General features: G+C 73.6%; 14 protein-coding genes. 4 read left to right on the top strand and 10 right to left on the bottom strand.

Translation table 11 applies throughout. The features are described from left to right. Positions 1 to 5 precede the first annotated feature (5 nt). Positions 6 to 962, top strand: a complete 957-nt coding sequence (locus RB614_RS04305) for an acyl-CoA dehydrogenase family protein (protein ID WP_308711013.1) — start codon at positions 6 to 8, stop codon at positions 960 to 962. Beyond that, complete coding sequence (locus tag RB614_RS04300) at positions 959 to 1,567, top strand: carboxymuconolactone decarboxylase family protein (RefSeq protein ID WP_308711012.1); 609 nt, start codon at positions 959 to 961, stop codon at positions 1,565 to 1,567. The genes RB614_RS04305 and RB614_RS04300 overlap by 4 nt, the downstream gene beginning before the upstream one ends. 29 nt (positions 1,568 to 1,596) lie before the next feature. Here RB614_RS04300 and RB614_RS04295 read toward each other — a convergent pair whose 3' ends face one another. Further along, positions 1,597 to 2,385, bottom strand: coding sequence for an SDR family oxidoreductase (locus RB614_RS04295; RefSeq protein ID WP_308711011.1), 789 nt, complete (start codon positions 2,383 to 2,385; stop codon positions 1,597 to 1,599). A gap of 111 nt (positions 2,386 to 2,496) precedes the next feature. Here RB614_RS04295 and RB614_RS04290 point away from each other — a divergent pair, with 111 nt between their 5' ends. Then, positions 2,497 to 3,426, top strand: coding sequence for an LLM class F420-dependent oxidoreductase (locus RB614_RS04290; protein ID WP_308711010.1), 930 nt, complete (start codon positions 2,497 to 2,499; stop codon positions 3,424 to 3,426). A gap of 72 nt (positions 3,427 to 3,498) precedes the next feature. After that, positions 3,499 to 3,843 (top strand): hypothetical protein, encoded by a 345-nt coding sequence (locus tag RB614_RS04285; protein WP_308711009.1) that lies wholly within the window; start codon positions 3,499 to 3,501, stop codon positions 3,841 to 3,843. A gap of 23 nt (positions 3,844 to 3,866) precedes the next feature. Here RB614_RS04285 and RB614_RS04280 read toward each other — a convergent pair whose 3' ends face one another. The 9 genes from RB614_RS04280 to RB614_RS04240 form a co-directional block, all read right to left on the bottom strand. Then, positions 3,867 to 4,373 (bottom strand): nuclear transport factor 2 family protein, encoded by a 507-nt coding sequence (locus RB614_RS04280; protein WP_308711008.1) that lies wholly within the window; start codon positions 4,371 to 4,373, stop codon positions 3,867 to 3,869. After that, on the bottom strand, positions 4,370 to 6,283 hold the full coding sequence (locus RB614_RS04275; RefSeq protein WP_308711007.1) for an AMP-binding protein: 1,914 nt from the start codon (positions 6,281 to 6,283) through the stop codon (positions 4,370 to 4,372). The genes RB614_RS04280 and RB614_RS04275 overlap by 4 nt, the downstream gene beginning before the upstream one ends. Positions 6,284 to 6,285: 2 nt before the next feature. Continuing rightward, positions 6,286 to 6,729, bottom strand: coding sequence for a VOC family protein (locus tag RB614_RS04270; protein WP_308711006.1), 444 nt, complete (start codon positions 6,727 to 6,729; stop codon positions 6,286 to 6,288). A 14-nt stretch (positions 6,730 to 6,743) separates the two neighbouring features. Further along, complete coding sequence (locus RB614_RS04265; protein ID WP_308711005.1) at positions 6,744 to 6,938, bottom strand: ferredoxin; 195 nt, start codon at positions 6,936 to 6,938, stop codon at positions 6,744 to 6,746. 5 nt (positions 6,939 to 6,943) lie between these two features. After that, a complete protein-coding gene (locus RB614_RS04260; protein ID WP_308711004.1) occupies positions 6,944 to 8,137 on the bottom strand; it encodes a cytochrome P450 in 1,194 nt (397 codons plus the stop codon). A 76-nt stretch (positions 8,138 to 8,213) separates the two neighbouring features. Then, entirely contained in the window at positions 8,214 to 8,966 is a 753-nt protein-coding gene (locus tag RB614_RS04255) for an SDR family NAD(P)-dependent oxidoreductase (protein ID WP_308711003.1), read from the bottom strand. After that, complete coding sequence (locus RB614_RS04250; RefSeq protein WP_308711002.1) at positions 8,963 to 10,147, bottom strand: acyl-CoA dehydrogenase family protein; 1,185 nt, start codon at positions 10,145 to 10,147, stop codon at positions 8,963 to 8,965. The genes RB614_RS04255 and RB614_RS04250 overlap by 4 nt, the downstream gene beginning before the upstream one ends. A gap of 11 nt (positions 10,148 to 10,158) precedes the next feature. Continuing rightward, positions 10,159 to 11,181, bottom strand: a complete 1,023-nt coding sequence (locus RB614_RS04245) for a phosphotransferase family protein (RefSeq protein WP_308711001.1) — start codon at positions 11,179 to 11,181, stop codon at positions 10,159 to 10,161. A gap of 7 nt (positions 11,182 to 11,188) precedes the next feature. Beyond that, entirely contained in the window at positions 11,189 to 12,097 is a 909-nt protein-coding gene (locus tag RB614_RS04240) for an SDR family oxidoreductase (protein ID WP_308711000.1), read from the bottom strand. Between the last annotated feature and the right edge of the window lie 132 nt (positions 12,098 to 12,229).

The following is a 12,229-nucleotide window of genomic DNA, read 5'->3' as shown; positions in this document are numbered from 1 at the left end:
TACCCATGCACCTGTTGCCGACGCCCGAGCAGCGCGAGCTGCGCTCCGCGGTCCGGGCGATCTGCGAGTCGGAGTTCCCGGCGGAACGGCTCGGCGCCGAAGCGTCCACACTGGACCGCGGCCTCTGGCGGCGGCTGGGGGAGATGGGCCTCTTCGCCCTCCGGCTGCCCGAAGTGGACGGTGGCGTCGGGCTGGGTACGGCCGAGGCGGTCCTCGCCTTCGAGGAGCTGGGCCGCGCGCTCGTCCCCGGCCCGCTGGTCGCCACCCACCTCGCCACGCCGTACCTCCCCGGCGCCGCGACCGGCGAGCGGCTCGCCGGCATCGTGGACCTGCGCGAGGCACCGCTGCTCGTGGAACACCACGCGGACCTGGACGACCTGCTGCTGCTCGACGGCGACCGGCTGCTGCGGGCCGATCCGGCGGCGGTGCCGGCGCGCCCGGTGGAGCGCCCGCTCGACCCGTGGACGCCGGTCTCCGTGGCCGCCGCGCCGCCGGACGGCGAGCCGGTCGCCCAGGGCCCGGCCGTGGCCGCGCTGCGGCGGGACGGCGCACTGCTCACCGCGGCACTCCAGGTCGGCATCGCGGCGGCGGTGCTGGACCGCGCGGTGCGGTACGTGGGCGAGCGCGAGCAGTTCGGCCGGCCGGTGGGCGCGTTCCAGGCGGTCAAGCACGCGGCGGCCGACATGCTGGTCCGGCTGGAGCTGGCCCGCTCCGCGGTCTGGGCCGCGGCCGCGACCTGCGACGCGCCGGAGGCCGGCGACCCGGACCGCGCGGTGGCGGCGGCGAAGCTGCTCGCCGGCGAGGCCGCGACGAAGAACAGCCTGGCGGCCGTGCAGCTGCACGGCGGCATGGGCTTCGCCTGGGAGGTGGACGTGCACTTCTTCCTCAAGCGTTCCTGGCTGCACGACACGTGCTGGGGCGACGCCGACACCCACGCCGAGGCCCTGGCGGCGGCGCTGTGAGCGGGCTCGGCGCGCGGCGCCCACCCACGACGGAGACGCCGCGGGTACCGCTGATCGTTGACGGCGAGGTGGCGGAGTTCGACCTGCTGACCGCGCCGCTGCGCGAGAACGGCCGGCCGGTGCCGAACCTGATGCGGGTGATGGGGCGCTCGCCGGAGTTCCTGCGCGGGTGGGGGGCGTTCAGCGACGCGGTCCGCTTCGGGATCTCGCTGCCGCGCGGGGAGTCGGAGCTGGTCATCCTCCGCGTCTCGCTGCTGGCCGGCTGCCGGTACTCGTTCGCCCACCACGTGCCGATGGCGCTGGAGCACGGCGTCACCGAGGAGCAGCTCGCCGCCCTCCCGGACTGGTCCACTGTGGACCGCTTCAGCGGGCGGGAGCGGGCGCTGCTCGCCGCCGCGGACGCCGTCGTCGGCGGGTACGACATCGGGGACGAGGCGTTCGCCGCGCTCGCCGCGCACCTGCCGGCCGAGGGGGTGCTGGAGGTGGTCGCGCTGGCCAGCTTCTACCTCTCGCTGGCCTGTGTCGCCAACAGCGCCGGCGTCCCGGTGGACGAGAGGGTCGCCCCGGGCCTCGCCCGCTGGTGGCGGGACGTGCCCGCGCGCTGAGCCCGACCGCCCCGGACCGCGCCGGCCGCTCAGGGCAGCACGTCGCCGCCGTCGACGAAGACGGTCTGCCCGGTGATCGCCTTGGACCAGCCGGAGAGGAAGAAGACGGCGGTGTTGGCGACGTCCTCGTCGGTGGCGAGGTCGGGCAGGAGCACCTCGGCCCGGTACGCGTCCGCGACCTCGTCGTAGCTCACCCCGCGGCGGGCCGCCTCCGCCTTGAAGAAGCCGTCCAGCACCGGCCCGAACTTGAAGCCCGGCGAGACGTTGTTGACCCGGATCCCGTCGCCGCCGAGCTCGCCGGCGAGGTGGTAGACGGCGGAGGCGAGCGCGCCCTTCGACATGCCGTACGCCAGCCGCGGCGCTGTGCGCCCGGGCATGCGGGCCATCGTGGAGCCGATCAGCACGACCGACCCGCCCCGGCCGCCGGCGCGGATCAGCGGCACCGCGGCCCGGGTCATCTGGATGGTGCCGCGGACGTTCACCGCGGCGGTGCGGTCCCAGTCGTCCAGCGCGACCTCCAGGCCACCGTTGGCGTTGTCGACCGCGGCGACGTTCACCAGACCGTCGAGCCGCCCGAACCGGTCCCGCGCGGCGGCCACCACCGCGTCGCAGTCGGCCACCGACGTGATGTCGGCGCGCACGGCGACGCCGCGCCCGCCGTCCGGGTCGACCTCCTTGCGGGTCCGCTCCACCACGTCACCGTCGCGGTCGGCCAGCACGACCCGCGCGCCCTCGCGCAGCGCGGCGGCCGCGGTGGCCCGGCCGAGGCCCGGGCCGGACCCGGAGACCAGGACCACCAACCCGTCGAGTACACCCATGCGCGCGCTCCTTCCACGTCCCGGTCGGGCCGCGCGGCGTTCGCCGCCCGCACCCACGCCGAACCAAGCAAGCGCTTGACAGCCTAGCAGGTCCTGGATACCGTCCGGAACATGGATGTGGGTGTGGTGCTCAACCTGACGGATCGCACACCGTCCATCGTGGAGTGCGCGCCGCCGCTGGAGGAGCGCCGGTTCGAGTCGGTGTGGCTGGGCGAGCACACGCACCTGCCCGTCGACAGCGTCTTCCGCTACTCCACCGGCAAGTACGCCACCGGAAAGAAGGCCCGCGACGGTTACGTGCCCGACTTCTACAAGCGGATGCCCGACCCGTACGTCAGCCTCGCCGCGGTCGCCTCCATCACCACCGGGCTGCGCCTGGGCACCTGCATCGCGCTGCCCGCCGAGCACAACCCGATCGAGCTGGCCAAGCGGATCGCCACGCTCGACACGCTCAGCGGCGGGCGGTTCGCGTTCGGCATCGGCTACGGCTGGAACCCCCTGGAGATGCGGAACAACGGCTTCGAGTACGCCGACCGCCGTGCGGTGATGCGCGAGAAGATCGCCGCGATGAAGGCGCTCTGGACCCAGGAGACGGCCGGCTACGACGGCAAGCACGTCCGGTTCACGGAGAGCTGGTCGTACCCGAAACCGGTCACCAAGCCACACCCGCCGATCCTGCTCGGCGCCGCGCCGGTCCGGGCCACGTTCGAGGACGTGGTGGCGTTCGCCGACGGCTGGATCCCGGTGCGCGCCTTCGTCGGCGACCGCCTCACCGAGCACGTCGCCGAGCTGCGCCGCACCGCGGTCGAGGCCGGCCGCGACCCGGACACCATCCAGATCAGCCTGGTCGACTCGGAGGGCGCGATGGGCGGCAAGAAGTCCCGCGACGAGTTCACCGCCCGGCTGCCGGGCAAGGAGACCCTCCAGCGGTACGCCGAAGCCGGCGTCGGCCGGGTCATCCTCGGCGCGCCCACCACCGACCTCGACTTCTACCGCTGGTCGCTGGACCGCCTGGCCGCGCTCCGCGACAGCCTGGCCTGATCTACCCATCGCCGAGAGTCCTCGTTATACGAGCCGTTATACTGCCGTGGTGGACGAGCTGTACCAGTGGCCATGAGGGAGCCACGAGAAGGGCTGGCTGGCGTCGCCGCGGGCGAGGCGGCCGCCTACGCGATGGGTAACGACCTTGGCGCGATGTTCGAGCAGGCTGAGGTGGTGCGGGAGCGGCGCCCGGCGAAGATGGTGACCGCGCTACGTATGGACCTGGATATCCAGGCCGAGATCGAGGAGGCCGCGACGGCGCGCGGGATCGGCGCGTCGACCCTGATGCGCACGATCATCGAGGAGTGGGTTGCCGCCCACCGCAGCTCGCCTGCCCCGGATCAACTTGGCGAGCTGGTTCGCCATCTGGACGCCGCCCGCCGGGCAGCCGCCTCACTGGCTCAGCCGGCTGCTTGATCACAAGCTGGGCTGTTGGCTGGTCACGTGTGGTAAAGGGGGTCGGTGCGGTCGCGGGCGCCGCGGGTGATCGACGGCGGCAGGGGCACGTGCCCCTCGGCCGGGTCGGCGCGGCTCCACTCCACCGCCACCACCCGGGCGGCGATCCGCCAGCCGGCGCCGGGCCGGTGTTCGAAGCGGTCGAGGTAGCGGAAGCCGCTGACGAAGTTGCGCCGCGAGCCCGGCTCCCGCTCGTCCCGGTGGTACGCGACACCGTAGGTCTCGGCGCGCGCCACATCCGGCCGCCCCGCCGCGAAGTCCACCAGCGTGTTCGCCACGACGTGCATGGTCATCGTGTACCGGTCCAGCATCGGCCACACCCACGCCACGAAGCCGTCCAGGTCGCCCCGGTAGCCGCCGTGGTCCTCGGTGGCGTCCGGGTGGTAGCAGCCGCGCAGCAGCTCCTCGTCCATCCGGTCGATGGCGCGGCAGTAGCGCATCACCACCGCCCGGATGGCCCGCTCGGCGAGCAGCTCCGCAAGCCCGGTCACGAGCCGTCCCCGGCGGGTCGGGTCGAGTTACCGTACGCCCTCTTCAACGACGGCGCGACCGCCGCCAGGTGAGCGGTGTCGAAATACTCCCGCACCTGCCAGAGGCGTCCACTTCGGACGGTGACGACGAAGGCGTACACGTTGTGGTAAGCGGCGCCGTCCGGCAGGTCGGCGTGGCTCTCCAGCTCCAGTACCACCTGGTCGCCCCGCTCCACCGCGCCGCGCAGCACGAAGCGCATCGGCGCCGCGCGCAGGGCGGCCGGGAAGAGCCGCTTGTGCGTGGCCATCGGCAGCTCGCGGCGGCTCCCGCAGGTCCACCAGGTCCCCTCGTCGTCCAGCAGGTCGGCGGCCTCGTCCAGCCGCCCCTCGTTGAGCCGCTGGAAGTACGACCAGGCGAGCCGGGTGGCGGTGTCGCCGGCGAGCTCCGCGCGCAGCTGGGCCTTCCGCACCTTGCCGAAGAAGTCCTTCGGCAGCGCCAGCCGCACCTCCAGCCGCTCGGGCAGCTTGTGCGCCATCAGCCCGCGCCCGCTCAGGTACCCGGTGAGCGCGTCGAGCCCGGGCGGCCGCCCGGCGTCCCGGGGGACGACCACGGCGCAGCACCGCTCGCCCACCTCGGGGTCGGGCAGCCCGACCACCGCCACGTCGGCGACCTCGGGGTGCCCGCGCAGCAGGTGCTCCACCTCGCCGGCGCCGACCTTCTCGCCCTTGCGGACGATGATGTCCTTCAACCGCCCGGTCACCTCCAGGTAGCCGTCGGCGTCGAGCACGCCGAGGTCGCCGGTGCGGAAGTACCCGTCGGCGTCGAGGAAGTCGAGCGAGCCGTCCACGTAGCCGGCGCAGAGCGCGTCGCCGCGTACCCGGATCTCGCCCTCCTCCCCGGGCCCGCAGGCCGTGCCGTCGGCGCGGACGACGCGCAGGTCGACGCCGGCGCAGGGGCGGCCGATCCGGGTGGCCAGCTTTCCGGCCGGGTCGCCGGCCGCGCCCGAGGCGATCATCGGGAACTCCGTCATCCCGTACGTGGAGAGGATGCCCACGCCACCGATCTCCCGCCGCAGCGCCTCGTGCATGTCGTGGCGGCGCGGGTCGCCGCCGTGGGTGAAGCCGCGCACCCGCGGGAAGAGCGGCTCGTCCGGCCGTTCCCGCTGCGCGGCCAGGTAGACCTGGTGGAAGGCGAGGCCGGCGCCGGGATACGTGACGCCCTCGCGGCGCAGCAGGTCGACCGAGCGGCCGGTGAAGTGCGGCACGCAGGCCAGCCGGTGCCCGGCGAGCACCGCCGACATCAGCAGGAAGCCGCCGCCCACGTGCGCGTAGGGGAAGACCAGCGTCCCCACGTCGTCGGGGCCGAGGTCGAGGCAGGCGACCAGGTTGCGGGCGGCGGCGAGCACGCTCGCGTCGGTGTGCCGCGCCCCCTTCTGCACGCCCGTGGTGCCCGAGGTGTAGTAGACCCAGCGGACGGCGGTGCCGTCCGGCGAGGCCGCGGGCAGCCCGGCCGGGTCGGCACGGGGCAGGTCCGCGAGGCGCCGGCTCTTCATCGGGTACGTGGCGGCCTCGGCCGCGTAGTCCCGCCCCCGCCAGGTGCCCGGCACGACGAAGAGGTCCGGGGCGGTCTCGGCGAGGATCGCGGCGACCTCCCGCTCCCGGTAGATCGGGATGATCGGCACCTGCACCGCGCCGAGCCGGGCCAGCGCCACGCTCAGCACCACGGTGTCGATGCCGGTCGGCAGCTGCCAGGCGACCGCCGTGCCGGCCCGTACGCCGAGCCCGTGCAGCCCGGCGGCGAGCCGCTCCGCCTCGTCGCGCAGGCCGCCGAAGGTCAGCCGCCGCCCCTCGTCGTCGACCAGGCAGGCGCGGTCGGGGGTCGCCGCGGCGCGCCGCGCGACGGCCCCCCAGAAGGTGAGCGCCGCGGCCAAGCTCAGGCCATCCCGTTGGGCAGCCGCATCAGCTCGACACGCGTGCCGTCCGGGTCGCTGACGAAGAGGATCTCCACCTCGTTCGGCGTGAGGCTGTGCGAGTACGTCCCCTCGACGATCGTGCCGCCGTGCCGGGCCAGCCACTCGCCGGCCGCGTGCACGTCGTCCACGACGAACGACAGGTGGGTGAGGCCGAGCTGGTACCGCTTGGCGGAGGGCTCGCCGATCGGCTGCGGCGAGATCCAGTACAGCAGCTCCAGCAGCAGCGCCTCGCGCTTGAGGAACTGCGAGACCAGCCGTACGTCGCCGCTGGTCTCCGAGATCGGCCGGTCGATGTCGTACTTCGGGCCGACCTCGAAGCCGAGACCGTCCACATAGAACCGCATGGCCTTGTCGAGGTCGCGTACGCAGACACCGGTGTGGGAGGGCGTGAAGAGGAGACTCATGTGGGGCCTCGCGTTCAGTCGGCGGTGAGGGTGATGGCCCGCTTCGGGCAGGCGCGGGCGGCCTCCTCGACCTCCGGCCAGGTCCGCTCCGGCGGGCTGTCCTGGACGAGGTGGAGCTGGTCCGCGTCGTCGAGCTCGAAGACGTCGGGCGCGACCGCGGCGCAGAGCGCGTTGCTCTCGCAGCTGTCGAAGTCCACGTCGACCCGCATGGCGCTCACCCGACCGGCTCGGCGGCGGTGGCCCACTCGATGACGACCGGCAGGTGCTCCGGGCCGCCGCCGATCCACCAGACCGTCGAGCCCTCCAGCTCCTCACCCGCCGGGATGTGCATCGAGACGACCTTGTCGAGCAGGGTCTCCACCGCGACGCGGGCCTCCATCCGGGCGAGCGTGGCGCCGGGGCAGACGTGCGGACCGCCGCCGAAGGCGAGGTGCGCCTTGGGCTCGGGCCGGTCCAGCCGCAGGTCGTGCGGGCACTCGAAGCGGCCCTCGTCGCGGTTGGCCGACTCCAGGCCGAAGTCCACCTTGTCGCCGTGCGCGATCTCGTGGCCCCGCCACTCGGCGTCCGCGCTCGCCTCCCGAAACAGCACCCGCACCGGCGGGTCCAGGCGCAGGCACTCCTCCACCATCGCGGGTACCAGCGAGCGGTCGGCGCGGAGCGTGGCGAAGAGCTCGGGGTCGGCGGCGAGCCGGTGCATGATGCTGCTGAAGAGGTGCCGGGTGGTCGCGTTGCCGGCGACGAAGAGGAACAGCAGCTGGGTGCGGGCCTCCAGGTCGGTCAGCGGGCGGCCGTCCAGCTCGCGGTCGAGCATCCGGGTCGGGAAGTCGTCCCGCGGGTTGGCCCGGCGATCCGCGACGATGGCGTCGATGTACGCGCAGAACTCGGGGTGCGCGCCGGCGAAGCCCTCGCCGCGGTCGGTGCGGTTGAGCGTCGGGTACGTCCCCTCCAGCACCTCGTCCGACCACTTCGCCCACAGTGGATAGTCCTGCGGCGGGGCGCCGAGCAGGTGCGCGATGACGTTGTTGGGCACCGGGGAGATGTACGCCGGGTAGAGGTCGACGACGCCGTCCCGGGCGCGCAGGTCGTCGAGGAGCTCCTCGCAGAGCCGCCGGCACATCGGCTCGATGGTGCGCAGCCGGTGCGCGGCGATCGCCGAGTTGATGATCCGGCGCACCTGCCCGTGCCGCGGCTCGGGGATCTCGGAGAGCAGCCGCTCCTCGGCCGGCACCACGACGCCCTTCTCGCGCATGGTGCCGTGAAACAGCTCGACGTCCTGCGTGGCGGCGAGCACCGCGTCGTACGAGGCGAGGAACCACCGGCCGGCCGAGGTGTGGCTGACCGGGCAGCGGGAGCGGAGCTCCGCCATCTCGGGGGAGGTGGCTTTCGCCACCAGCGGGTCGAAGTCCATGGGGCGCCTCCCAGTCCATCTGTCAAGCAAGCGCTAGGTTGAGACTAGTGACCTGATCGGCGCGGGGCAAGACCGGTCACGGATGCCCGCCGTGCACCTCGATCACCGCGCCCGTCGTGTAGCTCGACGCGTCGCCGGCGAGGTAGAGGATCGTGCCCATGATCTCGTCGGGCTGGGCGCCGCGGCGCAGCGCGTACCGCTGGGAGTTGCGGGCGAACTCGTCCGGGTCCCAGTGCTTGGCGATGTCGGTCAGGAACGCGCCCGGCATGACGCAGTTGACCCGCACCTTCGGCCCGAACTCGTGGGCGAACTGCACCGCGAGCGAGTTGACCCCCGCCTTGGCGGCCGCGTACGGGATCGCGCCGTGGCCGCCGCGCACCGACGAGACGCTGCTGACGAAGACGATCGAGCCGCCGTCGCCGGCCGCCATCCGGGTGCCGACGAGCGCGGTCAGCCGGAACGGGCCCTTGAGGTTGACCGCGAGGACCTTGTCGTACAGCTCCTCGCTCACCTCCGCCACGTTGTCGTAGACCGGGGACATGCCGGCGTTGTTGACCAGCACGTCGACTCGGCCGAACGTCTCGTACGCGGCGTCGGCGAGCGCGGTCGCCTCGTCCCAGTGGCCGATGTGGCAGGCGTACGGGACGGCCCGCCGGCCGGTCGTCGCGGCGATCTCCTCGGCGACCGCCACGCAGCTCTCCAGCCGCCGGCTCACCACCATCACGTCCGCGCCCGCCCCGGCCAGCGCGAGGCACATCGAGCGCCCCATGCCCCGGCTGCCGCCGACGACGACCGCGACGCGCCCGGTGAGGTCGAAGAGCCCGCTCATGGTGTCGCCGGCCGGTACGGGCGCAGGAGCATCCTGGCGACGTTCTGCACGTGCGTCTCGTCCGGGCCGTCGTAGAGGCGGGCGAAGCGGGCCTGCCGGTACATCCGCTCCAGCGGCAGGTCGGCGGTGAGCCCGATGCTCCCGTACACCTGGATCGCCCGGTCGATGACGTTGTGCAGCATCGCGGCGCCCATCACCTTGGCGATGCCGACCTCGACCCGGGGCTCCTCACCCGCGTCGAGCCGCCGCGCCGCCTCCAGCACCAGCAGCCGGGTCGACTGGATCTCGGCGGCCGAGTCGAAGACCATCTTCTGGATCAGCTGCTTGTCGGCGAGCGCGGAGCCGAACGCGACCCGCGACACGGCCCGCTCGCAGAGCAGGTCGAACGCGCGCTGCGCCTGGCCGAGGAAGCGCATCACGTGGAAGATGCGGCCGGGCAGCAGCCGCTGCTGAGCGATCGCGAACGCGGCGCCGCGCGCCCCGAGCAGGTTGCCGGCCGGCACCCGCACGTCGTCGTACCGCACCTCGCAGTGGTCGCCGTCGGTCTCGCCCATCACCGGGATCGTGCGCACGATGTCGTACCCCGGGGTGTCGGTCGGCACGATGATCATCGAGAACGCCTTGTGCGGCGGGGCGTCCGGCTCGGTGCGGGCCATCACCACCGTGTACCGGGCGGAGTGCGCGTGCGTGGTGAACCACTTGTGCCCGTTGATCACCCACTCGTCGCCGTCGAGCACTGCGGCGGTGCGCAGCTGGGTCGGGTCGGAGCTGGCCACGTCGCGCTCGGTCATGCCGAAGCTCGGCCCGGGGATGTCGCCGTCCGCCATCGGCCGCAGGTACTTGTCCCGCCACTCCTCGCTGGCGTACCGGTCGAGCATCAGGCAGTCGTGCAGCGTGTGGGTGCCGAAGACGTAGATCGCGTACTCGGACATCCCGACGACCTCGTTGACGTACAGGTAGTCCAGGTAGGGGAGGCCGCCGCCGCCCATGGACGTGGGGTGGCCGAGCGCCCAGAGCCCCGCCTCCTTCGCCTCGTCCTGGAGCCGGCGCAGGGTACCGCCCCCCTCGGGGTCGAGCTTGCCCCGCTCGAGGGTCTTCTCCACCGGGTACACGCGCTCGGTGAGGAACGCGAGCATGCGTTCCCGCAGCGGGCGCATGTGCTCGGGTACGGGCAGGTCCACGTGGGTCTCCTTCAGGCGAGCAGGCGGCGGGCGTCGGCGATCGAGCGCGCCACGGCGGGGCCGGCGCCGGCCAGGAACGGGTCGGGTACGGCGCGGCGGGCGTTGTGCTTGACGATCAGCGCGGTCACGGCCGCCTGCTTGAACCGGGCCAGCGCGTCGAACCAGGTCATCTCCGTGACGTACGACCCGGCGGCGCCCTCGTAGATCGCCTGCACCTCGTCGGCGGTCGGCAGCCCCTCGACCGCGCGGACGGCGGTCGGCAGCCGGTCCGGGTGGGTGAACGTGCGGGTCCAGGCGAGGTCGACCCGCGGGTCGCCGATCGACCAGATCTCCCAGTCGATGACGGCCGCGACCTTGGCGCCCCGGCAGAGCATGTTGCCGAGCCGGAAGTCCCCGTGCAGCACGGCCGGCCGGGCCGGGCTCGGCACGGTGGCGAGCAGGGCCGCGCCGCACTCCCGCGCGCCGGGCCGCATCCGCTCCGGGACGCTCTCCAGGGCCCGCGCCCACCGCCCCACCTCGGCGGCCAGGTCGACGGCGGCGGGCTCGCCGGGGGCCAGGTCCTCGGCCCGGGCCCGGTGCAGCTCGGCCAGGAGGGCGGCGGCGCTGCGCCACCGGGTGGCGAGCAGCGGGGTGGGTGGCGGCTCGACCGGGTCCAGGATCGGCTCGACCGACTCACCCTCGACGAAGCCCATCGCGAAGAACGGCGGCCGCGCCGGCCCGTCGCCGGTCACCTCGAAGAGCACCTCGGGTACCGGCAGCGCGGTGAGCCGGGCGAGCCGGCGCAGCAGCCCGGCCTGGCGCAGCACGTCGCGGTTGCGGACCGGCTCCAGCCCGGGCGGCGCCACCTTGACCACGATCCGCGGGTCGCCGCCCGCCCTCCTCGGCGAGCCGGCGAGGCGGGCTACGAAGGTCAGGCTCGACGCGCCGCCGGGCAGCGGGTCGAGGCGCTCCAGCCGGTTTCCGGGCAGGTGCGCGGCGAGCGCGTCGTCGAGCCGTGCGGTGAGCGGCGCGAGCTGGTCCGCGGTCAGGTGCACGGCCGGCTCACCAGCCCGGTACCGCGAGCTCCGGCGTGCCCGCGGGGCGCTTGGCGAAGAGGGCGCCCTTGGCGGCGGTCAGTCCGGCCACCGTCCACGGCTGCTCCCCGCCGCTCACGCTCCCCTCGACGTGGTAGCCGCCGAGCACCATGATCTCGGTCCCGTTCACGATGAAGATCTGCCCGTTGACGTCGGCCGCGCCGTCCGAGGCGAGCCAGGCGACCACCGGGGCGACGTGCGCGGGGGAGAGGCGGTCGAAGCCCTCGGCGGGGGCCTCGCCGAAGCCGATGCCCGCGGTGAGCCGGGTGCGGGCCCGGGGCGTGACCGCGTTGACCGTCACCCCGTACCGCCCGAGCTCGCGGGCGAGGACCAGCGTCATCGACGCGATCCCGGCCTTGGCGGCCGCGTAGTTCGCCTGGCCGGGGTTGCCGAACAGGCCGGAGTCGCTGGTGGTGTTGACGATCCGCCCGTGCACTGGCTGCCCCGCCTTGGCCCGCTCCCGCCAGTAGATACCGGCGAAGTGGGCGGGCGCGAAGTGCCCCTTCAGGTGTACGGCGATGACCGCGTCCCAGTCCGCCTCGGTCATCTTGAAGCTCATCGCGTCGCGCAGGATCCCGGCGTTGTTGACCAGGATGTGCAGCCCGCCGAGCTCCTCGACCGCCTGCCGGACGAGCGCCTCGGCACCGGTCCAGCTGCTCACGTCGTCGTAGTTGGCGACCGCCCGGCCGCCGGCGGCCACGATCTCGTCGACCACCTGCTGCGCCGGGCTCCGGTCCGCGCCCTCGCCGTGGAAGTCGCCGCCGAGGTCGTTGACCAGGACGGCGGCACCCTCGCCGGCGAGCCGCAACGCCTCCTCCCGCCCGATCCCCCGACCCGCGCCCGTAACGACGGCCACCCTGCCCTGCAACTCACCCATGGCAGCGACCCTAGCAAGCGCTTGGTCACGAGCCAAGATCCCCGCGTTGATCAGGGAGTCGGTGGGCGTGTCGGCCGGCGCGTCGCTCCACCAACTCCCTGATCAACTCGGCGGGGGCGGAACCGTTGACCA

Origin of the sequence: Phytohabitans maris, from assembly GCF_031085175.1 — a bacterium.
Lineage (GTDB): Bacteria > Actinomycetota > Actinomycetes > Mycobacteriales > Micromonosporaceae > Phytohabitans > Phytohabitans maris.
Note: the sequence above shows the minus strand (reverse complement) of the source record. Positions and strands in the feature narration are given on the sequence as shown.

Excerpts from the sequence above, each read along its gene's own strand:
- RB614_RS04305 (WP_308711013.1), top strand. The coding sequence starts at position 6 with ATGCACCTGTTGCCGACGCCCGAGCAGCGCGAGCTGCGCTCCGCGGTC.
- RB614_RS04295 (WP_308711011.1), bottom strand. The coding sequence starts at position 2,385 with ATGGGTGTACTCGACGGGTTGGTGGTCCTGGTCTCCGGGTCCGGCCCG.
- RB614_RS04290 (WP_308711010.1), top strand. The coding sequence starts at position 2,497 with ATGGATGTGGGTGTGGTGCTCAACCTGACGGATCGCACACCGTCCATC.
- RB614_RS04285 (WP_308711009.1), top strand. The coding sequence starts at position 3,499 with ATGAGGGAGCCACGAGAAGGGCTGGCTGGCGTCGCCGCGGGCGAGGCG.
- RB614_RS04270 (WP_308711006.1), bottom strand. The coding sequence starts at position 6,729 with ATGAGTCTCCTCTTCACGCCCTCCCACACCGGTGTCTGCGTACGCGAC.
- RB614_RS04265 (WP_308711005.1), bottom strand. The coding sequence starts at position 6,938 with ATGCGGGTCGACGTGGACTTCGACAGCTGCGAGAGCAACGCGCTCTGC.
- RB614_RS04260 (WP_308711004.1), bottom strand. The coding sequence starts at position 8,137 with ATGGACTTCGACCCGCTGGTGGCGAAAGCCACCTCCCCCGAGATGGCG.
- RB614_RS04255 (WP_308711003.1), bottom strand. The coding sequence starts at position 8,966 with ATGAGCGGGCTCTTCGACCTCACCGGGCGCGTCGCGGTCGTCGTCGGC.
- RB614_RS04240 (WP_308711000.1), bottom strand. The coding sequence starts at position 12,097 with ATGGGTGAGTTGCAGGGCAGGGTGGCCGTCGTTACGGGCGCGGGTCGG.